Origin of the sequence: Providencia xihuensis, assembly GCF_041953405.1 — a bacterium.
Lineage (GTDB): Bacteria > Pseudomonadota > Gammaproteobacteria > Enterobacterales > Enterobacteriaceae > Providencia > Providencia vermicola.
Window position 1 is genome coordinate 1,835,471 of record NZ_CP169565.1, and the last position, 22,910, is coordinate 1,858,380.

General features: G+C 42.3%; 20 protein-coding genes. 15 read left to right on the forward strand and 5 right to left on the reverse strand.

The window, feature by feature from the left end:
- Positions 1-107 precede the first annotated feature (107 nt).
- From hutI to ACE2AL_RS08185, 11 genes are all read left to right on the forward strand, one after another.
- On the forward strand, positions 108-1,346 hold the full coding sequence (gene hutI / locus ACE2AL_RS08135; RefSeq protein WP_206082404.1) for an imidazolonepropionase: 1,239 nt from the start codon (positions 108-110) through the stop codon (positions 1,344-1,346).
- Positions 1,347-1,652: 306 nt separating this feature from the next.
- Positions 1,653-2,384 (forward strand): histidine utilization repressor, encoded by a 732-nt coding sequence (hutC, locus tag ACE2AL_RS08140; protein ID WP_375084233.1) that lies wholly within the window; start codon positions 1,653-1,655, stop codon positions 2,382-2,384.
- Between the two features lie 325 nt (positions 2,385-2,709).
- Positions 2,710-4,389 (forward strand): urocanate hydratase, encoded by a 1,680-nt coding sequence (gene hutU, locus ACE2AL_RS08145; RefSeq protein ID WP_206082402.1) that lies wholly within the window; start codon positions 2,710-2,712, stop codon positions 4,387-4,389.
- 12 nt (positions 4,390-4,401) lie between these two features.
- Entirely contained in the window at positions 4,402-5,934 is a 1,533-nt protein-coding gene (gene hutH, locus ACE2AL_RS08150) for a histidine ammonia-lyase (protein ID WP_206082401.1), read from the forward strand.
- A 90-nt stretch (positions 5,935-6,024) separates the two neighbouring features.
- Positions 6,025-7,416: an amino acid permease gene (locus tag ACE2AL_RS08155; RefSeq protein WP_225818951.1), complete on the forward strand. Its 1,392-nt coding sequence runs from the start codon at positions 6,025-6,027 to the stop codon at positions 7,414-7,416.
- A 212-nt stretch (positions 7,417-7,628) separates the two neighbouring features.
- Positions 7,629-8,561: a 50S ribosomal protein L3 N(5)-glutamine methyltransferase gene (prmB, locus tag ACE2AL_RS08160; RefSeq protein ID WP_206082399.1), complete on the forward strand. Its 933-nt coding sequence runs from the start codon at positions 7,629-7,631 to the stop codon at positions 8,559-8,561.
- A gap of 113 nt (positions 8,562-8,674) precedes the next feature.
- A complete protein-coding gene (gene aroC / locus ACE2AL_RS08165; protein WP_206082398.1) occupies positions 8,675-9,763 on the forward strand; it encodes a chorismate synthase in 1,089 nt (362 codons plus the stop codon).
- 172 nt (positions 9,764-9,935) lie between these two features.
- Complete coding sequence (locus ACE2AL_RS08170) at positions 9,936-10,739, forward strand: TSUP family transporter (protein ID WP_206082397.1); 804 nt, start codon at positions 9,936-9,938, stop codon at positions 10,737-10,739.
- 17 nt (positions 10,740-10,756) lie between these two features.
- Positions 10,757-11,305, forward strand: a complete 549-nt coding sequence (locus ACE2AL_RS08175; protein ID WP_206082396.1) for an elongation factor P hydroxylase — start codon at positions 10,757-10,759, stop codon at positions 11,303-11,305.
- Positions 11,306-11,332: 27 nt separating this feature from the next.
- Positions 11,333-11,605, forward strand: a complete 273-nt coding sequence (locus tag ACE2AL_RS08180; RefSeq protein ID WP_047756281.1) for a YfcL family protein — start codon at positions 11,333-11,335, stop codon at positions 11,603-11,605.
- A gap of 72 nt (positions 11,606-11,677) precedes the next feature.
- The gene (locus ACE2AL_RS08185; RefSeq protein WP_375084234.1) at positions 11,678-12,193 is read left to right on the forward strand and encodes a GNAT family N-acetyltransferase; all 516 of its coding nucleotides are present in this window, start codon (positions 11,678-11,680) and stop codon (positions 12,191-12,193) included.
- 36 nt (positions 12,194-12,229) lie between these two features.
- Here the strand turns inward: ACE2AL_RS08185 and mnmC are convergent, their stop codons facing one another.
- Positions 12,230-14,269 (reverse strand): bifunctional tRNA (5-methylaminomethyl-2-thiouridine)(34)-methyltransferase MnmD/FAD-dependent 5-carboxymethylaminomethyl-2-thiouridine(34) oxidoreductase MnmC, encoded by a 2,040-nt coding sequence (gene mnmC / locus ACE2AL_RS08190; protein ID WP_349414920.1) that lies wholly within the window; start codon positions 14,267-14,269, stop codon positions 12,230-12,232.
- 201 nt (positions 14,270-14,470) lie between these two features.
- On the opposite strand from mnmC, the gene fabB reads away from it, so the two are divergent.
- Together fabB and ACE2AL_RS08200 are read left to right on the forward strand one after the other, a co-directional pair.
- On the forward strand, positions 14,471-15,685 hold the full coding sequence (fabB, locus tag ACE2AL_RS08195; protein WP_272539900.1) for a beta-ketoacyl-ACP synthase I: 1,215 nt from the start codon (positions 14,471-14,473) through the stop codon (positions 15,683-15,685).
- Between the two features lie 161 nt (positions 15,686-15,846).
- Positions 15,847-16,410 (forward strand): hypothetical protein, encoded by a 564-nt coding sequence (locus ACE2AL_RS08200; RefSeq protein WP_375084235.1) that lies wholly within the window; start codon positions 15,847-15,849, stop codon positions 16,408-16,410.
- A gap of 44 nt (positions 16,411-16,454) precedes the next feature.
- On the opposite strand, the gene ACE2AL_RS08205 is transcribed toward ACE2AL_RS08200, so the two are convergent.
- The 4 genes from ACE2AL_RS08205 to ACE2AL_RS08220 all read right to left on the reverse strand — a co-directional run bounded on the left by ACE2AL_RS08205 (position 16,455) and on the right by ACE2AL_RS08220 (position 20,365).
- Positions 16,455-16,916, reverse strand: a complete 462-nt coding sequence (locus tag ACE2AL_RS08205) for a hypothetical protein (protein WP_353167103.1) — start codon at positions 16,914-16,916, stop codon at positions 16,455-16,457.
- A 511-nt stretch (positions 16,917-17,427) separates the two neighbouring features.
- Positions 17,428-18,936, reverse strand: a complete 1,509-nt coding sequence (locus ACE2AL_RS08210) for a tripartite tricarboxylate transporter permease (RefSeq protein ID WP_206082389.1) — start codon at positions 18,934-18,936, stop codon at positions 17,428-17,430.
- A gap of 11 nt (positions 18,937-18,947) precedes the next feature.
- Entirely contained in the window at positions 18,948-19,379 is a 432-nt protein-coding gene (locus ACE2AL_RS08215) for a tripartite tricarboxylate transporter TctB family protein (RefSeq protein ID WP_206082388.1), read from the reverse strand.
- 11 nt (positions 19,380-19,390) lie between these two features.
- Complete coding sequence (locus ACE2AL_RS08220; protein WP_206082387.1) at positions 19,391-20,365, reverse strand: tripartite tricarboxylate transporter substrate binding protein; 975 nt, start codon at positions 20,363-20,365, stop codon at positions 19,391-19,393.
- 312 nt (positions 20,366-20,677) lie between these two features.
- Between ACE2AL_RS08220 and tctD the strand changes: the two genes are divergently transcribed.
- Positions 20,678-21,346: a transcriptional regulator TctD gene (gene tctD / locus ACE2AL_RS08225; protein ID WP_206082386.1), complete on the forward strand. Its 669-nt coding sequence runs from the start codon at positions 20,678-20,680 to the stop codon at positions 21,344-21,346.
- Positions 21,343-22,773: a sensor histidine kinase gene (locus ACE2AL_RS08230; protein ID WP_272539896.1), complete on the forward strand. Its 1,431-nt coding sequence runs from the start codon at positions 21,343-21,345 to the stop codon at positions 22,771-22,773. The genes tctD and ACE2AL_RS08230 overlap by 4 nt, the downstream gene beginning before the upstream one ends.
- Positions 22,774-22,910 lie beyond the last annotated feature (137 nt).

The window sequence follows — 22,910 nt, forward strand, 5'->3', positions numbered from 1 at the left end:
GCGGCAGAGATTGACAAACTGGGTATAACTAGTCTAATTGTATATACATATCTATACCATTATTTTTCAAACTAATAAATCAACCTGCTACGACAATAGGAAAACTGATGCTATTTAAAACGCTGCCACAAGATGTGATCTGGCGTCATGGTCGTATTGCGACAATGGATTCAGATCGAATTGAGCCTTATGGGCTTATCGAAAATCATGATCTTGTCGTTCGTGATAATCAAATTATTGCAATTTTACCGCCAGAGAAAATTGAACAAAACCAATGTCAGATTATTGATGTAAAAGGAAAACTAATTACTCCAGGATTAATTGATTGCCATACCCATTTAGTTTTTGGCGGTGACCGAGCTACTGAGTGGGAGCAGCGTATGAATGGTGTTTCATATGAAACCATCAGTGCACAGGGTGGGGGAATTAACTCAACAGTTCGTGCAACCAGGCAAATGAGCGAAGCTGAGTTATTTGAAAAAGCACAGCCAAGGTTAGATGTATTAATTCGTGAAGGTGTAACGAGCATTGAAATGAAATCGGGTTATGGCCTTGATTATCAAAACGAAGAAAAACAATTACGAGTCGCAAAAAGATTACTTGCAGAATATCCTATTTCTATTTCTTCAACTTTGCTATCCGCTCACACGGTGCCACCTGAATTTAAAGGAAAACCAGATGAATATATTGACCTTATTTGTCAAAAAATCATGCCAGAACTATGGAATAAAGGGCTATTTGATGCTGTTGATGTATTTTGTGAAAGTGTGGGCTTTTCTCTTAAGCAAAGTGAAAAATTGTTTGCGGCTGCCCAACAATTAGGGATCCCCGTTAAAGGCCATGTTGAGCAATTATCTAATCTTGGTGGTAGTGAGTTAGTGGCACGCTATCATGGTTTATCGGTTGACCATATTGAATACTTAGATTTGGCTGGAATTAAAGCGCTTAAAGAAAGTGGGACAGTGGCTGTGTTGTTACCTGGTGCATTTTATTTCTTACGGGAAACGAAGTTACCACCGATTGACTTATTACGTGAACATCAAGTACCAATGGCAATATCAACGGATTTTAATCCAGGAACAAGTCCATTTGCATCATTACGTTTGATCATGAACATGGCGGCGGTATTATTTAAATTAACCCCAGAGGAAATATGGGCTGGAGTGACGCGCCATGCGGCAAAAGCTTTAGGTAAAGAGCACACTCATGGCCAGTTAAAAGTTGGGTTTACCGCAGATTTTATCGTTTGGAATGCCAAAGACCCTGTAGAGATGATTTATGAGCAGGGCAGTAATCCGATGCATATGCGTGTCTATCAAGGGCAAATTACACACCATAACCAATAATATTGATAACCGTTAGCATAAAAAAAGACATTTAAATTGGCGTGATAATCGCCATAATTAATTAATAAAGTTCTTATTGCCGTATATAGTGTAAGTGGTCACTATATATGGCAGTATTTTGTTTTCTGTTTTTTATTAAGCATCATTGTTTAATTACACAATTAACGCGTTTTAAATATGATGGATTTTATTCGCGACTGTCATGATGACGATATCCGATAGCACTAAGGCCGCGTTGCGTAACGTAATGACGATTAAAACAGCATACGCATATTCAAGATTTTAATGACTAATTTGGAATGAACAGTGACAGCCGAACAAAAAAATAAACAAGGAACGCCAGTTCCACTCTATTTGCGAGTTAAGCAATCCATTATTGAAAAAATACACACTGCAAAGTGGCGTGCGAATGATCGCATCCCCTCTGAATCTGAACTTGTTTCTCAATTTCAATGTAGCCGAATGACGGCTAACCGTGCTTTAAGAGAATTAACAGCGGAAGGGTTACTTGTTCGTTTACAGGGGGTCGGAACATTTGTTGCTGAACCGAAAGGGCAGTCTGCATTATTTGAAATTCACAGTATTGAAGCGGAAATTATTGCAAGAAACCATAAATACAGCTGTCGGATTATTAAATTAGAAGAAATACAGGCGTCAACATCACTAGCAAGTGAACTGAATATTCCTCCAGAAACCCCAGTATTCCATTCGATTATTATACATATGGAAAATGATGTTCCAGTTCAAATTGAAGACCGTTATGTCAATGCGTTGGCTGCACCGGACTACCTTAAGCAGAATTTTTTAGCCGTCACGCCTCATGATTACTTATCTCAAGTAGCACCTCTGACTCAAGGTGAGCATATTGTTGAAGCGGTTGAGGCAGATGAGCGCTCAGCGAAGTTGTTACAAATCAATGCGGGGGCATCTTGTTTGCTAATTACTCGTCGCACGTGGTCACAAGCATTTATTGTTACCAGTACTAAATTATTGTTTCCTGGAAATCGTTATAAACTTAAAGGTAGCTTTTCTTCCTAACGCCATTATTTATAAACGGAATCTTGCTTAAGGTGATTTTCCGTTTTGCCATTCTCTAAATATCATTCCCCTTTTTGTTTTCGACTAACTTAGTGTAAACGCATTGTGAAATAAATGTGATCTCACAGGCAAATTTAGAAGAAAAAAACAGCGGTTATAAAAAAAGCAGAATACCTATCTCAATGTTTTATCAAACGAAAAAACCTTTTTATATCAAATTTTTTTAATTTTTATGTTAAAAAATGGATTGATCATACATGTCTATACAACTATATCTATATAAACATAAATGGTATCCAATGATTCGATAAAAGAGGGTATATAAGTGACTGCACTAAATAATAAATACAGAAATATCGAAATTAGAGCACCGCATGGGAATACATTAACGGCAAAAAGTTGGCTGACGGAAGCACCATTGCGTATGTTAATGAATAACCTTGATCCAGATGTTGCTGAAAATCCTCATGAACTGGTGGTGTATGGCGGAATTGGTCGTGCTGCACGTAATTGGCAATGCTATGACCAAATCATTGAATCACTAAAACAACTTGAAAACGATGAAACACTGCTTGTGCAATCAGGTAAACCCGTTGGTGTATTTAAAACTCATTCGAATGCACCACGGGTATTAATTGCTAATTCAAACTTAGTCCCACACTGGGCAAATTGGGAGCATTTCAATGAGCTCGACGCTAAGGGGTTAGCGATGTACGGGCAAATGACTGCGGGAAGTTGGATTTACATCGGTAGCCAAGGGATCGTGCAAGGCACATATGAAACGTTTGTAGAAGCTGCCCGCCAGCATTTTAAGGGGGATTTAACGGGACGCTGGGTATTAACCGCAGGGCTAGGTGGTATGGGGGGAGCTCAGCCATTAGCTGCCACATTAGCAGGAGCTTGTTCACTCAATATTGAATGCCAACAAAGCCGCATCGATTTTCGCTTAAGAACTCACTATGTTGACGAGCAAGCTATTGATCTTGATGACGCGCTTGCCCGTATCAAAAAATATACCGCCCAAGGTAAAGCTATTTCCATTGCACTGTGTGCAAATGCTGCGGAAGTCCTGCCTGAACTGGTTAAACGCGGTGTGAAACCAGATATGGTGACCGACCAAACCAGTGCCCATGACCCATTAAATGGTTATTTACCCGTTGGAATGACATGGGATGAATACCGCGAGCAAAGCGTAAAAGACCCGCAAGGTACAGCGCTTGCCGCGAAAAAATCTATGGCTGAACATGTTAAAGCAATGTTAGCGTTTAAACAGCAAGGTATTCCAACGTTTGATTATGGCAATAATATTCGCCAAATGGCACTGGAAATGGGCGTCGAAAATGCATTTGATTTCCCTGGTTTTGTTCCCGCTTATATTCGCCCGTTATTTTGTCGTGGAATTGGCCCATTCCGCTGGGTTGCTTTGTCGGGAGATCCTGAAGACATTTATAAAACAGATGCCAAAGTTAAAGAATTACTGCCAGATGACAAGCACTTACACCGCTGGTTAGATATGGCTCGTGAGCGTATTAGCTTCCAAGGGTTACCTGCGCGTATCTGTTGGGTTGGGTTGGGGGATAGAGCAAAACTCGGCTTAGCATTTAATGAGATGGTCAGAAGTGGCGAGGTTTCAGCGCCAATCGTGATTGGTCGTGACCATTTAGATTCAGGCTCAGTTGCTAGCCCTAATCGTGAAACTGAAGCCATGAAAGATGGCTCTGATGCGGTATCAGATTGGCCACTACTCAATGCGTTATTGAACACTGCAAGTGGTGCGACGTGGGTATCACTGCACCACGGTGGCGGTGTGGGGATGGGCTTTTCACAACATTCAGGTGTGGTCATTGTGTGTGATGGCACTGATGAAGCCGCTGAGCGGATTGCTAGAGTGCTTCACAATGACCCTGCTACAGGTGTTATGCGTCATGCTGATGCAGGATATGACATTGCAATTGATTGCGCGAAAGAAAAAAACCTTAATTTACCTATGATTAAAGCTCGCTAAGGAGTGCCATTAATGACTAAATTAACGATCCATCCAGGAAAAATGACACTCGATGAATTACGTATTGTTTTCCAACAAACGGTGACGATTTCTCTTGATAAACGCGCACAAGCTGCAATTGAGAAAAGCGTTGCAACCGTCAATAAAATCATCGCGGAAGATAAAACTGCATATGGTATCAATACTGGGTTTGGTTTACTGGCAAACACCCGTATTGCCACGAAAGATTTGCAGTCGTTACAACGTTCTATTGTGATGTCCCATGCTGCAGGGGTTGGCGACCCACTTGATGATGAACTTGTTCGTTTAATTATGGTTTTAAAGATTAATAGCTTAGCGAGAGGGTTTTCGGGTATTCGTCTGGAAGTCATTAATGCACTGATAGCATTGGTCAACGCACAGGTTTATCCATTCATTCCTGCTAAAGGTTCCGTTGGCGCTTCTGGGGATTTAGCTCCTTTAGCTCATATGAGCTTGATTTTATTAGGAGAAGGTAAAGCACGCTTTGAAGGAAAATGGATTTCAGCAAAGAAAGCGCTGGAAAAAGCTGGACTGACCCCATTGAAATTAGAAGCAAAAGAAGGTTTAGCGCTATTAAATGGAACACAAACCTCAACGGCATTTGCACTTAAGGGGTTGTTTGAGGCGGAAAAATTACTACTTTCGGGTATTGTCTGTGGTGCATTAAGTGTTGAAGCTACATTAGGCTCTCGCAAGCCATTTGACTCTCGAGTGCAAGAGGTTCGAGGGCAAAAAGGGCAAATTGATGTGGCAGCATTGTTCCGTGAAATTTTATCGCCAACAAGTGAATTAGCCAAATCACACGAAAACTGCGTAAAAGTACAAGACCCATATTCACTACGCTGTCAACCGCAAGTGATGGGGGCGTGTTTAACGCAAATTCGTCAAGCGGCAGAAGTGATCCTCATTGAGTCGAATGCAGTGTCAGATAATCCACTGGTCTTTACAGATAACGGTGACATTATTTCTGGTGGGAACTTCCATGCAGAGCCTGTAGCAATGGCTTCGGATAATATTGCGCTTGCATTGGCTGAAATTGGTGCGCTGTCAGAACGCCGCATTGCGTTATTGATGGATACGCATATGTCCCAGTTACCACCATTCCTTGTTAATAATGGCGGTGTAAATTCAGGCTTTATGATTGCGCAGGTTACAGCTGCTGCGTTAGCCAGTGAGAATAAAGCGTTAGCTCATCCTTCTAGTGTTGATAGCTTACCAACCTCGGCAAATCAGGAAGACCATGTTTCGATGGCGCCTGCGGCGGGGCGTCGTTTATGGGAAATGGCGAAAAACGTTACGGGTATTCTAGCGATAGAGTGGTTATCCGCTTGTCAGGGAATGGATTTTAGAGAAGGATTAAAATCGAGTGAGGCCCTTGAAAAGGCACGCAAAATACTGCGTGATCAAGTGACTTACTATGATAAGGATCGCTATTTTGCCCCTGATATTGAAGCGGCAATTAACCTTATTAATCAACACAAGCTCTCAACACTGTTTACGGTAGGGACAGTCTTCCCTAAATAGCACATCAAGCAAATAAAAGGTGGCCGACAATGTATCGGCCGCCTGAAGTATTTATCTGCACGACTAATAAAATAATACGAAGGATAAATCATGCAAAGCACATCACAACTTGCGCGAGGGCTTTCTGCGCGCCACATCCGATTTATGGCTCTTGGTTCTGCGATTGGTACAGGGCTATTTTACGGTTCAGCAAAAGCGATTGAAACAGCAGGTCCGGCGGTCCTGCTGGCATATATTATCGGGGGAGCAGCAGTATTTATGGTCATGCGAGCACTCGGTGAAATGGCCGTTCATCGCCCACTTGCGGGGTCTTTTTCCCAGTATGCAAGTCACTATTTAGGTGCTAGGGCGGGTTTTTTTGCTGGCTGGACCTATGTATTTGAAATGCTAATTGTCTGCCTCGCAGATGTCACAGCGTTCGGCGTGTATATGAAACTGTGGTTTCCAGAAGTTGAACAATGGATTTGGGTTCTGAGCATTATATTTTTTATTGGGGCGATTAACTTATGCCACGTAAAAACGTTTGGAGAAATGGAATTTTGGCTTTCCATCATCAAAGTCGTGGCGATTATCGCGATGATTGTGGGCGGTGCAGCAATCATGTTGTTTGGCTTTGGTCAGGCAGCAGATCATGCGGTGGGTGTGTCGAACTTATTTATTCATGATGGGTTTATGCCAAATGGAATAGGGGGAGTGATTGCGTCATTTGCTGTGGTAATGTTTGCATTCGGGGGGATTGAGGTCATTGGTATTACAGCAAGTGAAGCGAAAAACCCTGAAACGACGATCCCAAGAGCTATAAATGCCGTACCAATTCGCATCTTACTCTTTTATGTCCTGACCTTATTTGTGTTGATGTGTATTTACCCGTGGAACCAAATTGGTCAACAAGGTAGCCCATTCGTCCAAATTTTTGATAGTTTAGGGATCCAGTCGGCAGCAAATATTTTGAATGTGGTGGTGATCACTGCTGCGATATCAGCGATCAATAGCGATATTTTTGGTGCAGGGCGTATGATGTATGGGATGGCGCATGAAGGACAAGCCCCAAAAGCATTCACTAAGCTAACAAAAAATGGTGTGCCATGGATGACCGTACTTGTTATGGTGGTTGTACTGCTAGTGGGCGTCGTCTTGAATTATGTCATTCCTGATGATGTGTTTGTCGTGATTGCATCCATTGCGACATTTGCCACCATTTGGGTGTGGCTGATGATTTTACTGTCACAATTTGCGATGCGCAAAAAAATGTCTCCTGAAGAAATTAGCAAATTGAAATTCCCTGTACCAATGTGGCCTGTCGCACCAATCCTCGCGATTGCTTTTATGGTATTTATTTTTGGCGTGCTTGGTTATTTCGAAAGCACACGAATTGCCTTATATGTCGGTATTGTTTGGTTGGCGTTATTAACTATCGCCTATGCGTTATGGGTTAAAAAGCCAGCAAAAGAAACTAAAGATCTCCTCCAAAGTGAAAATTAATCTCGCCATTTTTCTCTGATTGTTTTGGTATCTTCATTCATGCCCTTTAAGAACTTAAAGGGCATTTTTGCATCAAATCGCTATTTAAAGGAGTGGTTTGGTTACTTTGTTAATTATTTTATTGCATTAATCTGCTGATTTGTCTTTCACTTCGTGGCAAACTTTACTAATTCATATATTCCCTTTTAAAAATCACGTTGGAGAAAACCTTCTTGGAAAAGATCTTCGTTGATGAAGCCGTCGCAGAACTTCATACCATTCAGGATATTTTACGTTGGACAATGAGCCGCTTTAATGCCGCCAATGTATATTATGGCCACGGAACTGATAATCCGTGGGATGAGGCGCTGCAATTAGTGTTGCCAACGCTTTATTTACCTTTAGATCTGCCAGATGAACTTCTCACATCACGTTTAACGCCAACTGAGCGCCACCGTATTATTGAGCGTGTTTTGCGACGAATCAATGACCGAATCCCAGTAGCGTACCTAACAAATCGTTCATGGTTCTGTGGTCATGAATTTTATGTGGATGAGCGCGTGCTGATCCCTCGTTCACCAATTGGTGAGCTTATTAATAACCACTTTGTTGGGTTATTAGCAGATGAACCGCAAACGATTTTAGATTTGTGTACGGGGAGCGGCTGTATTGCCATTGCGTGTGCTTACGAATTTCCTGATGCAGAAGTGGACGCCGTTGATATTTCGAGTGATGTTCTCGCGGTTGCTGAGGAAAATATCGCTAATCATGGTTTAGAGCACCGTGTCGTCCCTATTCGTTCAGATTTATTCCGTGATATGCCTGAGGTGAAATATGACCTCATCGTCACGAATCCTCCGTACGTAGATGCAGAGGATATGGATGACTTACCTGAAGAATTCCGTGTTGAACCCGAATTGGCTCTTGCCGCAGGAAGCGATGGTTTGAAACTGGTTCGTCGAATTTTGGCGAATGCGCCGCGTTTCCTTACAGAAGAAGGCATTTTAGTCTGCGAAGTGGGTAATAGTATGGTGCATCTCATTGAACAATATCCTGAAATTCCATTTATTTGGTTAGATTTCGAATACGGTGGTGATGGCGTATTTATGTTAACGCGTGAGCAGCTAGTTGAGCATCATGCCCATTTTGATTTATACATTGATTAATCAATAGTTGCACGATGGGTTAGGATCGGGTAATCAATAAGAACAACATAACGACATCATAATTATTAACCACATTCTTGGTATTCAAGAACGGCTTAAAATAGGAAACTCCGATGGCTGGAAATTCAATTGGGCAACTGTTCCGTGTGACGACATTTGGTGAGTCACATGGCGTGGCATTAGGTTGCATCGTCGATGGCGTACCTCCGGGGTTAGCACTGACAGAAGCTGATTTACAAATCGATTTAGACCGTCGTCGCCCAGGCACATCACGCTATACAACAGCGCGCCGTGAACCCGATCAGGTCAAAATTCTTTCAGGTGTGTTTAATGGCATCACAACGGGGACAAGCATTGGTCTATTGATTGAAAATACAGACCAACGTTCGCAAGACTATGGTGCGATTAAAGATGTCTTCAGACCAGGGCATGCGGATTACACCTATGAGCAAAAATATGGCCAGCGTGATTATCGAGGTGGCGGGCGTTCATCTGCCCGTGAAACGGCAATGCGCGTGGCGGCAGGGGCAATTGCGAAAAAATACCTGCAAGAAAAATTAGGTATTCAGATTCGAGGGTGTTTAACCCAAATGGGTCCTGTTGAGTGCGAAATTAAAGATTGGTCAATCGTTGAAGAGAACCCATTCTTTTGCCCTGATCCGAATAAATTAGATGCCCTTGATGAGTTACTGCGTGGGTTGAAAAAAGAAGGTGACTCTATCGGTGCCAAAATCACCGTTGTTGCAGAGCACGTCCCCGCTGGATTGGGGGAACCTGTTTTTGACCGCTTAGATGCTGATATTGCTCACGCACTAATGAGCATTAATGCAGTTAAAGGCGTGGAAATTGGTGATGGCTTTGGTGTTATTGGGCTTAAAGGCAGTGAAAACCGAGATGAAATTACTCGCTCAGGTTTTGCATCTAACCATGCAGGGGGGATTTTAGGGGGAATTAGCAGCAGCCAACCCATAATAGCCCATATTGCCTTAAAACCGACATCGAGCATTACAGTTCCAGGTAAAACATTAAATCGTGATGGTGACGAAGTGGAGATGATCACGAAAGGTCGCCATGACCCTTGTGTAGGCATTCGCGCCGTGCCTATTGCAGAAGCGATGCTGGCGATTGTGCTAATGGATCATTACTTGCGTCACCGCGGCCAGTGTGCTGATGTAACTCCTGCTATGCAACCATTTGAATAATAGTAAAAAGTAGTTAATGTTATAGAAAGAGCGAAGCGGTTAGTCGCTCTTTTAATATGGAGGTTTGGATGACGCCTCCTTAAAAACACCTCATCTAGGTTGTGATATTGCAACGCAAGGTTGCGATAGATTACGTACCAACATCATGATATTTCTCATTTTGGATTGAAAAATGGATTGGCTGACCGCCGTTGCACCCGAAGTTTATGCTTTACTTTTCTTTGTTGCACTTTTCGCTGGATTTATCGATTCCATTGCGGGTGGGGGCGGTTTATTAACAATCCCAGCACTATTATCCGTTGGGATCACCCCTGTTGAAGCGTTAGCAACCAATAAGCTCCAAGCGGTTGGTGGTTCCTTTTCTTCTACCTTATATTTTGTCAGGCGTAAAGCGATTGACCTACGTGAGCAAATTTTCCCCTTCATTATGACAATGATTGGTGCGATGCTCGGTGCGATTGTTATTCAAATGATTGATACTGCCTTCCTAAAGCAATTACTCCCAGTATTAGTTATCTGTGTTGGTCTCTATTTTTTATTAACTCCATCAATCGGTGTACAAGATAGACAGCAACGTGTCAGTATGCCATTTTTTGGCGTTGCAATCGGTATGACTCTAGGCTTCTATGATGGGGCTTTTGGGCCAGGTACGGGGTCATTTTTGGCATTAGGCTATGTGTTATTGCTCGGTTATAATCTGGCTAAAGCGACTGCCCATGCCAAATTACTTAATTTTGCCTCCAATTTTGGTTCTTTAGTGTTCTTTATTATCGGAGGTCATGTTCTTTGGGTGCTTGGTTTTGTTATGCTGGCGGGCCAAATGATCGGTGCACGGTTAGGTGCCCGTTTGGTATTAACTAAAGGACAAAAACTGATCAGGCCAATGATTGTGGTGATTTCGTTGTTAATGAGTATTAAGTTACTCCACGATAGCCATGGTGATGTCATTAAAGCTTGGTTCCTTTCATTATTTTAAGATGATTTAAATTATTCATGAGTAAATATAATTATCAGGATTTGATTGATATTTTTGATGGATGCTTTGGTGAAACCTATAACACCAAACTGGTAAAAGGGGACGATGAGCCTATTTATTTACCAGCTGATGAGGTCGTTCCTTATCATCAAATTGTGTTCGCTCATGGTTTTTTTACCAGCGGGCTACATGAGATTTCTCATTGGTGTATTGCAGGGGATGCAAGACGCCAACAAGTGGATTACGGCTATTGGTATTGTCCAGATGGGCGTGATGAAAAAACACAATGTGAGTTTGAAGTCGTTGAAATTAAACCTCAAGCCCTCGATTGGCTATTTTGTGTTGCAGTGGGGATCCCTTTTAATGTCAGTTGCGATAATTTAGAAGGGGATTTTGAACCCGATCGCATTGCATTTATGCGCAAAGTTCATGCACAAGTGATGATTTATTTGCAAAATGGCATTCCTGAGCGCCCATTACGCTTTATTAATGCGTTACAATCGTTTTACAATACGCCTCCACTTTGTGCAGAAGACTTCCCGTATCCGGAAGATATTTTTGCCTAATTGACTCACCTAAAGTAAGGATTAAGCATGCTTGCGGATTTAGAAACACGCATACTGACAAAAATTGATGATATGGTTGAACATGCTAGCGATGATGAACTATTCGCAGGCGGTTACCTGCGTGGTCACTTAACCCTTGCTGTGGCTGAGCTTGAAGAAGAAAACGAAACCAGCTCAGAAGCGCTGTATCAACGCGTAGAAGACAGCATTCAAACCGCCATTAAAGCAGGTGAGTTAACACCCCCTGACCAAATTTTGGTTCTAGGTATGTGGAAAAACTTATTAAATAACGCAATTTAATTTTCTGTGTTATGAATTGAAAGCGGGGAAACCCGCTTTTTTGTTAGCTAAATTTTGTGATGAGTAGACATTATGGTGCATATTCGTTTAGCGATACCGACAGATGCCAAACACCTTCCTGCCGTTGAAGCCTCTGCTGGTCAGGCATTCACGAGTATCGAAAAATATAAATGGCTTGCTGAAGGTGATGGACAGACGCAGCAAGACCACCTTGAGTTCATCGCAGAGCAATTAGAATGGGTGGCAGTGAATGATAGTGATGAGCTGATTGGTTTCATCAATGCTGAAAACCATCATGATAGCCTGCATATTTGTGAGGTTTCTGTCAGCCAGCAATGGCAAGGGCAGGGGCTAGGTAAGCAATTGATTAAACAGGTTCTGGATGCGGCTCGAGCTCGTAATATCATGGCTGTGACCTTGACCACTTGCCGCGATGTACCTTGGAATGCCCCTTATTACCAGCGATTAGGTTTTGAAATACTGAATGAAAGCGAGTTAACCGAAGTCCTGCGTGATATTTTGCAATATGAAATCAACGCAGGGTTCGCTGCAAAAGACCGTTGTGCAATGGTTATTAAACTGACCTAAATCAGGCTTCGTATTTCTGATGCTGCCAGTTGATTGTTAGTACGGTATTTTTACAGGGCGACCTAACCGCAATTTTCTCACCCAAAAGCGGTTAGGGTTCAATTCAGCCAAGGTTTCATCATCCAATGGTAAAGGCTGGCCAAAAATCTGCGAGGCAAGAATTTCTGCACACAATGGGGCGGTCGAGAGTCCCCTTGAGCCTAAGGCACCAAAGATATACAAGTTTTGGTAAACAGGGGCATCATCAATTGGCTGATTTTTGGCAATTCTTGTCTGCAAATCATGATAAGCCGCTAAATGTTGCTCATAATTTGGCACATTTCCCAAGAGTGGAAAATGGTCACGTATAACGCAACGAATACCTTGGCGCGATTGTTGGTGTGAAATATCAATCTCATGAGGCCATGAAGCATCTGGTAAGTTATCAATTAGTTTTTGGCGGTTAGCTTGCTGCTCTTCTTCGTTATAATCTAAATCAAGGTGATCCCGTTGATAGCTGGCACCTAAGCAATGTTGTTTTCCAGTATTGTCCACGGGGGTTAAATAACCTTCAAAACACAACACATTTTTAAGTTTTTGTAAGGTAGGGGTCGTTGGTATATGGCTGACTTGCCCCCGGACAGGGTTAATGGGTAAATTAACAGTTTGTGAATATTGGCGTAGTTTATGGCCATTAGCAATAATGACGGTAGAGTGTACACGTGTTAGCTCTTTTTTTTCAGAAGTGCTTATTTGTAATTTCCAGAGGCTATTGGCTTGCTCTAATGCCGTGACGTTATGATTAAAATAAAATTGAACGCCACTATTTTTCAAGTAGCAATATAGCCCTTCACAAAGTTCAGCAGGGCATAACCAGCCACCTGATGGATAATGAATACCATCGTAATTGACATCAACACCACAAATATCATTAAGCTGCTGATGGGTTTTACCCAGAGCAAAATCTTCAGGCCAATTGGTGCCTAACATACCTGCAATTTTACGGGCAACTTTTTCGTTATAGGCCAATTGAGTAACACCGCACCACTGACCATCAAAGGGAATTCCCATAGTTTCAAGCTGATGATAAAAGCGTTTGGCAAAGGGGAAAGCACTTACAAAAAAACGTTCGAGCGGGTCATTTACACCTGTGAGTAACGGGTAAATAGCCCCTTGGCGATTACCCGAAGCATTTTGGGCAACGTCAGTATCTTGGCAATACAATGTGACGTTGGCACCACGTCTCATGAGTGAGTACGCTGCTGTTAAGCTGGCAAGCCCCCCGCCAATAATAGCAACATCATTTGGGTTATCTGCGGGGTATCTTTTGCTCCAAGGTGCTGTGTGTTGGTGATTGTTTTCGGCTAATACCCCAGTTAGCATTTCTCGTTTTTGCCCAAATCCTTTGACTTTTTTCAGTGTAAACCCAGCTTGTTGTAACCCTCGCTTAACAAAACCTGCTACGGTAAATGTGGCAAATGTCGCGTCTTTTCGTGCCAGTTTTGCCATTGTAGCGAACAAGTGTTCGCTCCACATTTGAGGGTTTTTAGATGGTGCAAATCCATCAAGAAACCAAGCGTCTATCTTATTGTTTAAATTGTCTTTAAGAAGAGATATTTGCTCATTAACATCACCAAACCACAAATCTAATGTGATATTGCCATTATCCAAAATGATTCTTTGATTACCCGCTAATGCAGGTGGCCAATTTTCACATAATGCTGCTGATAATGCTGAAAGCTCAGGCCAACAGCGATGTGCGGCAATTAAGTCTGTTTTTGTCAGGGGGAATTGCTCAAAGCTAATGAAATGCAGTCGCTTGAGAGTGGATTGTGGATTTTGCGCTTTGAACTGTATAAAAGACTGCCATAAAACGAGAAAATTCAAACCAGTACCAAATCCTGTCTCTGCAATTACACAGGTTTCATCAGAATGTGTCTTGAAACGCCCAGGAAAATGATTTCCTTGTAAAAAAACATGACGGGACTCTTCTAACCCATTTTGGTTAGAGAAATAGATATCTGCAAATTGCTCAGACATTGGTGTGCCTTCGTCGTTCCAGCTCAGGCGCGCGGTTTGTACAGCATTCTTTTTCACGATAAGCCTATTATTGTCAAATAATCCCTAAATTTTACCGCTGATATCGGTGTAAGGCTACCGTCATAAAAAAGTCTTATTTGTGCTACAAAGAAAAAAATACAAATATTTACCCTGATCGGACTTGTTCAGCGTACAAGTGTAAGCTAAAGTGACACCCTGTAATCCCGCAATCATATAATTATAGTCATGAGGTAACGAATGAAGCGTGCAGTCATCACTGGTCTAGGTATTGTTTCCAGCCTTGGTAATAACCAGGAAGAAGTACTGGCTTCTCTGAAGGAAGGTCGTTCCGGGATCACTTTCTCAGAAGAATTCAAAGAGGCAGGGCTACGTAGCCATGTCTGGGGTAATGTCAAAAATTTAGATCCTAAAGACCTGATTGACCGTAAAATGTATCGTTTTATGAGTGATTGCTCCGCGTATGCTTACTTGTCTATGGAGCAGGCGATTGCGGATTCAGGTTTAACTGAAGAACAAGTTTCGAATTTACGCACAGGTATTGTTGTCGGCTCAGGTGGTGGTTCTCCACGTAACCAAGTTGCAGGTTCCGACGGTATGCGTGCTAAAGGTTTACGTGGCGTGGGTCCCTATATGGTAACCCGTGCAATGGCATCGGGTATTTCTGCTTGCTTAGCAACACCGTTTAAAATTAAGGGTGTAAACTATTCAATCAGCTCTGCTTGTTCTACATCTGCGCACTGTATCGGCCATGCGGTTGAATTAATTCAATTGGGCAAACAGGATGTTATTTTTGCAGGTGGTGGCGAAGAGCTGAGTTGGGAAATGACCTGTGAGTTCGACGCAATGGGTGCATTGTCTACCAAGTACAATGAAACCCCAGATAAAGCATCAAGAACTTATGACAAAGACCGTGATGGTTTTGTTATCGCAGGTGGCGGTGGTATTGTTGTTGTTGAAGAGTTAGAGCACGCATTAGCGCGTGGTGCGCATATTTACGCTGAAATCGTGGGCTATGGTGCAACATCTGACGGTGCTGATATGGTTGCTCCATCGGGTGAAGGCGCAGTCCGTTGTATGCAAATGGCAATGCAAGGTATTGATAAAATTGATTATATCAATACTCACGGGACTTCAACACCAGTCGGCGATACCAAAGAATTAGAAGCTATCCAAGAAGTGTTTGGCGATCACTCTCCTGCTATATCTGCAACGAAAGCCATGAGCGGTCACTCACTGGGTGCTGCGGGTGTACACGAAGCAATTTATAGCTTGTTAATGTTAGAGCACGGCTTTATTGCGCCAAGTATTAACGTTGAAAACTTAGATGAAAAAGCGGCGGGTTTGAACATCGTCACTAAACCAACGGAACAAGCGTTGAATACTGTGATGTCAAACAGCTTCGGCTTTGGTGGTACTAACGCCACATTAGTGATGAGCAAATATAAAGCGTAATTTATATCGTTCATATAAGTGAATTATTGATAAGCGAGGTCTTTGGATCTCGCTTTTTTATTTTATAAAACAATATATTGTCTCCTCTTTTTTTGAAAGACGCTCTTTGTCGGGTGAGCTATAAATACCGCTCAATTTTATTATTAAGACAAGGAATGTAGATGAGTCTTTCTTTAATTGGTCACCAATTACATAATGGTATACGCAATAATAGGGCTGAGATTGCGTCAGGTTTGGTCATGCTTCCTGTATATGCAGGCTTAATTACTGTTGGGATCGCTGCGGCTTTAATGGGGGTTAATGCGGAATTATCAGGTTGTGGTCACTGTTTTCCTTTATTAGAAACAAAAAACAAGTGCGCAACCTCTGCAAAAGTGATTAAAGCGATTGAGCAACCAACAGAAGGTAATGTTTCAAAGGCATTTGCTTCACAAATTAATAAAATCCATCAATTGAATGTGAATGATAAAAGTATAGAAAAATATGAAAAAAGGTTGTCAGCTATTTATTCGTCTTATTTGAAACATGTATTTCCTGAGACTCAAAATATCAACTCCCCCGTTATGTTTTCTATATCTCCAGAAAGTCATACATTGAAAGTTCACTTCAATGAGGGGATAAGCTCTGACATTAGTGAAAAAATAAAGGACAAAATAAACAGGGATACATTATCTACAAAAGCAGATAACCCAAACAATAGAATGAAATTAAGGTTTGATTTTTAGAGTAAACAAAATCAATGGCAGTACATTTTCTGCCATTGATTGGATTAATCACCGCCACCGCCATCTCCTCCACCTGAATCTGATGAAGAACAGTCTGAACTTGAGCTATCAGTGGAACAAAAATGGCTATTTGAACGAGGGTTATCATCACTGGGTGAGCTGCCATAATAGGGAGGAACATAACTTGAGTTTGAATGGCTGGAGTTGGTTTGTTTAGGTGTGTCTTTCACATTCTTACGTACTTCAAAAATTTGGCTCTTCCCTTTTGCCCAGCCAATAGTCACTGAACTGGTATTTTTTCTCACGCTGACATGCAGCATTTTCCCGCAATAAATAAACATTTTTCCAAATGATTTTATTTGAATATAACCACTGTCTTTTTCAGTGATGATAACGGGGTTTTGGCTGTGGATCACGTAAGTTTCATCGTACACCTCAACAGTGCGAATATGCGCTAACGGTTTGGGCTTGATATTAAATAGAACAAAAAATAATCTATCAAACATAAGGCTTATTACTTTAATAAATGGGGTTTATAAGCTAATTGATACCTGTTATTTCGCCAATCGTCTTTATCTGATTAAACATTTACATCTAACGATTCGAATAATAAAACCTCACTTTATGACATTATTATTATTGAGTGAATGCGATAATACTCACGTAAATAAAGTTAACCAAAGGGGCTAATATGGATTTCACACGATGCAAAATTTGGAAAAATGACTTAAAAATTTTAGGTAGTGCTTTAATAAACAGCATTAAAAGCCTATTCGCAGTTAAAATTAAATGTGTATCTAACAATAATAAGCCGTTTCCGCTGTTTATTAAACACCCTAAAACACCACTGCCCATGCCAATTCCAGAGTCAAAGTATGTATATTACGGCGAAAGCGCACACAATAAAAATGTGATATTGCTGAGTTACATAAAGCTTCCTGTTTATTGATAAGCAAAAAAATGCCCCGAAAGCAATCTGGGGCAAAGTTTTACAGAGAAGGTACTCGCAGGGGCGAGCTAAGAGAGAGCGTGTTGCTGTTTACGTTTACGAATGCGCTTAATAATTGGTGGCAGTACCAGTACTAACACCGCAAGGATTAATAAGCTTTGTGAAATGGTACTGCTCCAGAGGATATCGAAATTACCATTGCTGATAGATAACGAACGGCGCAGGTTTTGCTCCAACATTTCACCGAGTACAAAGCCTAAAATCAGCGGGGAAAGGGGGAAGTTCATTTTCCGCAAAATAAAACCAAATACCCCAAGCCCCATCATCAACAGTAAGTCAAATGTGGTGCTGTGAACCGCATAAACCCCTACCGCAGAAACACAAGCGATGGCAGGAACTAAAAACCACAGGGGCACAGTCAACATACGGGTGAATAAGCCAATTAACGGGATATTCATAATTAGCAACACCACGTTGGCAATCAGTAGGGCGGCAATCAACCCCCAGACGATGTCAGGTTGTTCAGTGAACATACCAGGTCCAGGTGTGATGTTATACAGGGTTAATGCGCCCATCATGACGGCGGTTGTCCCTGAACCTGGTACCCCAAGGGTTAACATCGGAATGAACGAACCACACGCAGAAGCATTATTGGCTGCCTCTGGTGCTGCAACACCTCGTACATCACCATTACCAAAGTCACCTTTTTCACCACTGATTTTTTTCTCAGTCATGTAAGTGATGGCACTGGCAATCGTGGCACCAGCGCCAGGTAATACCCCAACGAAGAAACCAATAAATGACGAGCGCAGGGCAGGGCCAGCACAGGCTTTGGCTTCTTTACGGTTAAACAACATTCGGCCTGTTTTACGAATTAGGCCTTGCCCAGTCGCCGTGCTTTCTAACATCAATAGAATTTCACTGACAGAAAACAAACCAATCACGACAACGATAAATTGCACGCCATCCGATAAATGCACGCTATCAAATGTAAAACGGTATTCCCCAGAGTTGGCATCTACCCCAACAGTGGCAAGAGATAAACCAATTAGCGCAGCGAGTAGCGATTTAATTGGGTTTTGGCTCATCATGCTACCTAGGCAGGCGATGGCAAATACCATCAATGCAAAGTATTCGGCTGGCCCAAAGGCGAGTGACCACTGGGCAAGTAGTGGGGCGAACAAAATGATACCGACGATGGCAATGGTTGAACCAATAAAGGAACTGACTGCGGAAATGGACAGTGCCACGCCACCTCGACCTTGTTTTGCCATCGGGTAACCATCTAACGTGGTCATTATCGCGGCGGCATCACCAGGTACATTCAGTAAAATAGAGGAGATTCGTCCGCCATATTCACAACCTAAATAAACGGTGGCGAGCAAGATCAGTGCAGACTCGGCAGGGAGCTTCAAGGCAAAGGCCAGTGGCAGCAAAATCGCCACGCCATTAATGGGGCCTAAACCAGGTAACATACCCACTACGGTACCAATAAAACAGCCTATCAAGGCAATCAAGATATTTTGAGGAACAAGGGCAACCTCAAAACCTTGTGATAGATACATCCAAGTTTCCATGTTGTCGCTCCTTAACTCAGTAGGCTGCCAATGGGCAGAGTCACATCCAACAGCTTATCAAAGGCATAGAAGAGGAAAATGCCAAGAATAGGCCCCGAAATCACCGCAGCGATGGGGGTTGCGCCAAATAACAGCGCGACACTGATGGTCAATAAACTGGTGGCGATTGGAAAACCAAGCCACTCAAACGCCCATGCATAAATCACTAAGGATAAAATTAATAGAGCAAGGCGGCGCAGTACATAAGGTTTTGGCCACTCAACGGCTTCTTGCTTACCAAACAGTAAGGCAAGCGCACAAATCGCCATTAAGGAGAGTATGGCAACCGGAAATGGGCGGGGGCCCAATGGTTCATAAGAGAACTCACTTTGGATCCCCCAGCCAATATAAATTCCGATGACACACAATATCAGCCAGACTAGAGCAAATATGCGTTGGCTCATCGTCGGCTCCGTTATTTGGCTAAACCAAATGCACGGGCTTGCTCACGATATTGCTCGATTTCTTTTTTCACATAGCTATCGAGTTCTTGCCCTGTTAAGTTGTATTCAAATAACCCGCGCAGTTCGCGTTGCTTTTTGAATTCGTCGGTTTGTTGCAGTTTTTGGAATGCTTCAACCCATTGGTTGTAATCTGCATCGGAAACTTTTGGCCCCATATAAAACCCGCGAATAATCGGCCAAACAATGTCATAGCCTTGTTCTTTTGCGGTTGGAATGTCCGCTAAACCGTCACCAAGACGTTTGTCTGCATACACGGCAAGAATGCGGATTTTGCCTTCATTGATATACGGGGTCATTTCGCTGATATCCCCTGAAAGTACTTGAATGTGGTTACCCAGTAGCGCGGTTAATGTTTCGCCGCCCCCTTCAAAAGCCACATAGCGCATTTTGCGTGGGTCAATATCAATGGCTTTGGCTAACAAAGCGGTTTTCATCCAGTCTTGGCTTCCAATGGAGCCGCCTGCACCAAAGACAATGCTATTGGGGTCTTTTTTAAAGGTATCCATTAAATCCTTGAGGGATTTATACGGGGAATCAGCACGCACGGCTATCATGCCGTAATCGCTGCCCACACTGGCAAGCCAACGAACATCATTTTCGTTATAGCGACCAAATTTACCTTGAGCGAGATTGAGTAGCGAACCGCCAGAAAAAGCGACAATCGTACCTGGTTCAGCAGGGCGCTGTGCCACGATGGCATTGTAGGCAACCGCACCAATTCCGCCAGGCATGTAGGTCACTCGCATCGGTTTTTCAATTTCTTTGGTTTCCAACATGGAAACTTGGACGAGCTTACAAGTTAAATCAAACCCACCCCCTGGTTTGGCAGGGGCGATACATTCAGTCCGCTCAGGGAGCGCGGCTGCTGAGTTCATACCAACTAAAAATATTGCTGTTGCTAAGGTGTTTAATGTGAACTTTTTCATTCTTTATTTCCTTACTAAGCCAATAATTAGAGGAACAACTTGTAGATTTCTTATTGTGTTTGCGAGCTCATGATTGGCCGAGGAAGCTTTCATTTACCTTTCATTAACAAATAATATTATTTTTATGTGATATATATCAGATTGTTTTATATTTTTGCTTCTTTGTTATGTTAATTTAATGTTAATTTAACACCATTAACGTACTTGCAACGTCATAGTTGTGATGAATACAGTAAAAATGATGACAACTGCTTTTCATTCATGATGGGTAATGCCAACGTATACCAATAAGTAATAATAATGAGTGTGCGTATGAGAATTTTATTGGTTGAAGATCATGATGAATTGTCGTTGTGGTTACAAAAGGCTTTAACATCCTCTGGTTTTGCCGTGGATGTTGCGCCTGATGGTGCGATTGCGGATCAGTTGTTACAGACAGAAAATTATACTTTAGTTGTTCTGGATGTATCACTTCCACGAATGAGTGGGCTTGAAGTTTTGGCGCAAATGCGCAAACGTCACCAAGAAACGCCAGTTTTACTGTTAACGGCAAACTCTGACGTGGCAGATCGCGTGCAGGGATTGAATGCAGGGGCGGATGATTACCTCACCAAACCGTTTGATATCGCAGAGCTAGAAGCGCGAATTCGTGCACTTTTAAGGCGCAGCCAAGGGCAGGTTAATGAACCTCAGCGTTTTGGCTCTCTGTGTTACCATGAGGAAGGTTATTTTTTATTGCGCCAAGAGCCATTAGGGCTTACGCCAAGGGAATATGCGGTGTTAAACACGTTATTCCATCGACGAGGGCGTCCTGTTTCAAAAACACAACTATTTGAGCAGGTTTTTTCGTTGTCAGATGAAGCCAATTTACAAAGTATTGAATTATATGTGCACCGCGTGAGAAAAAAATTAGCGGGTTCAGATGTTAATATCAATACGTTACGCGGATTGGGATACCGACTAGAGCAGTGTAGTGTATGAAATTAGTCTCTCATCCACGCTCTCTCTTTCATCAGTTGCTGCTCTTTTTCGGTATCCCGCTCATTTTATTGGGTAGTTTTTCAGTGTATACCCACTATTATAGTGCGAAATATGCCGCGAATTTGGCCTACGATCGCACGCTTTTGGCTTCTGCAAGAACGGTTGCGGAAAGGTTACAAGTCATTGATAATCATCTGTCGGTGAGTGTACCTTATGTTGTTCTCGACAGTTTTGAATTAAACAATAACGACAGAATTTTTTACCAAGTGATTTCCCCCAATGGTGAAACTATTTCGGGTTATGATGACCTACCTCCCATTCCCCCTTATTGGATGCGTTCTCAGCATTATACTGCATTGGTTTATTTCTATGATGCTGAATATAAAGGTTTACCTATTCGGATTGCGACATTTTTTCAGCCTATTAATGAAGGTGGGATCACGGGAATGGTGGAAATTCGCGTGGCAGAAACGGTCTATTCACGGCAAGATTTAGCTAATCAATTATTAATATCGGCATTAATGAGCCAAGGAACAGTGGTGTTTTTAACTCTGTTACTTGCCTATATCTTATTAAGTAAGCTTTTGACCCCCCTAAAGAAACTATCGAATTTGATGTTAGGGCGTTCAGCAAATGATTTGACGCCATTACCTGATTTATTGCCATGGTCTGATTTATCACCATTAATTGAGGCGCTCAACCGTTATATTTCACGGTTAAAACGCATGGTTAGGCGGCAAGAACGCTTTAGTGCAGATGCTTCCCATCAATTAAAAACCCCACTGACGGTGTTAAAAACGCAAGTGTCTGTTGCCATTAATAGCGGTGATGAAAGTCAACGCCAGCAAAGTTTACAAGCGATTAATCAAACATTGGATAGCACCATTGTGCTGACAGACAGACTTTTGCAATTGTCCCGCTTAAAAGCACATGAAAAATCGGCGGTTAGCCAATACAGGGCGATTAACTTAGTGGAGATTGTTCATCAGGCGTGTTTTACCCGACTCGGGCAAGCGGAAAGTCAGCGAATTGACTTAGGCTATGAAGGTCTTGATAGCGCTTGGATTAAAGGCGAACCTATTTTGCTAGCCGAGATGTGCGCCAATTTAATTGATAATGCCATTAAATATACCCCTGAAGGCGGTGTGGTGACGGTGCGTGTAGTGAATAATGAAAGTACTCAGCAGCTTGTTTTAGAAATTGAGGATTCAGGTCCTGGTATCCCCGATGCGAAAATTAGCCGTTCTATGGAGGCGTTCACACGATTGAATAATGCATTGGGTAAAGAGGGCGCTGGGCTTGGTTTGGCGTTAGTAAAAGATATTGCCAGTTACCACGATTCGGAACCGCAATTACTCAAAAGTGAATTATTGGGTGGGTTGCTTGTGCGTATTGCTTTTACAGCGAGTTATGCGCCAACTCGTTAAAAAATAAGGGCGCTATTGATTGCGCGCCCTTGATGTTGTTGACAAAGCAGGATAAAAACGTGGTTTTTCCTGCTTTGTGTTATTAGCCGAAAATCAATAAATTGATTTTCCTAGTTTATTTTTAAAACATCTCCAAC

What these genes read in the sequence shown, in the direction of transcription:
- ACE2AL_RS08230 (WP_272539896.1), top strand. Translation starts at nt 21,343, where the DNA reads ATGAAATTAGTCTCTCATCCACGCTCTCTCTTTCATCAGTTGCTGCTC.
- ACE2AL_RS08205 (WP_353167103.1), bottom strand. Translation starts at nt 16,916, where the DNA reads ATGTTTGATAGATTATTTTTTGTTCTATTTAATATCAAGCCCAAACCG.
- hutI (WP_206082404.1), top strand. Translation starts at nt 108, where the DNA reads ATGCTATTTAAAACGCTGCCACAAGATGTGATCTGGCGTCATGGTCGT.
- aroC (WP_206082398.1), top strand. Translation starts at nt 8,675, where the DNA reads ATGGCTGGAAATTCAATTGGGCAACTGTTCCGTGTGACGACATTTGGT.
- fabB (WP_272539900.1), top strand. Translation starts at nt 14,471, where the DNA reads ATGAAGCGTGCAGTCATCACTGGTCTAGGTATTGTTTCCAGCCTTGGT.
- hutH (WP_206082401.1), top strand. Translation starts at nt 4,402, where the DNA reads ATGACTAAATTAACGATCCATCCAGGAAAAATGACACTCGATGAATTA.
- ACE2AL_RS08210 (WP_206082389.1), bottom strand. Translation starts at nt 18,936, where the DNA reads ATGGAAACTTGGATGTATCTATCACAAGGTTTTGAGGTTGCCCTTGTT.
- tctD (WP_206082386.1), top strand. Translation starts at nt 20,678, where the DNA reads ATGAGAATTTTATTGGTTGAAGATCATGATGAATTGTCGTTGTGGTTA.
- ACE2AL_RS08215 (WP_206082388.1), bottom strand. Translation starts at nt 19,379, where the DNA reads ATGAGCCAACGCATATTTGCTCTAGTCTGGCTGATATTGTGTGTCATC.
- ACE2AL_RS08200 (WP_375084235.1), top strand. Translation starts at nt 15,847, where the DNA reads ATGAGTCTTTCTTTAATTGGTCACCAATTACATAATGGTATACGCAAT.
- ACE2AL_RS08185 (WP_375084234.1), top strand. Translation starts at nt 11,678, where the DNA reads ATGGTGCATATTCGTTTAGCGATACCGACAGATGCCAAACACCTTCCT.
- ACE2AL_RS08180 (WP_047756281.1), top strand. Translation starts at nt 11,333, where the DNA reads ATGCTTGCGGATTTAGAAACACGCATACTGACAAAAATTGATGATATG.
- ACE2AL_RS08155 (WP_225818951.1), top strand. Translation starts at nt 6,025, where the DNA reads ATGCAAAGCACATCACAACTTGCGCGAGGGCTTTCTGCGCGCCACATC.
- ACE2AL_RS08220 (WP_206082387.1), bottom strand. Translation starts at nt 20,365, where the DNA reads ATGAAAAAGTTCACATTAAACACCTTAGCAACAGCAATATTTTTAGTT.
- ACE2AL_RS08170 (WP_206082397.1), top strand. Translation starts at nt 9,936, where the DNA reads ATGGATTGGCTGACCGCCGTTGCACCCGAAGTTTATGCTTTACTTTTC.
- ACE2AL_RS08175 (WP_206082396.1), top strand. Translation starts at nt 10,757, where the DNA reads ATGAGTAAATATAATTATCAGGATTTGATTGATATTTTTGATGGATGC.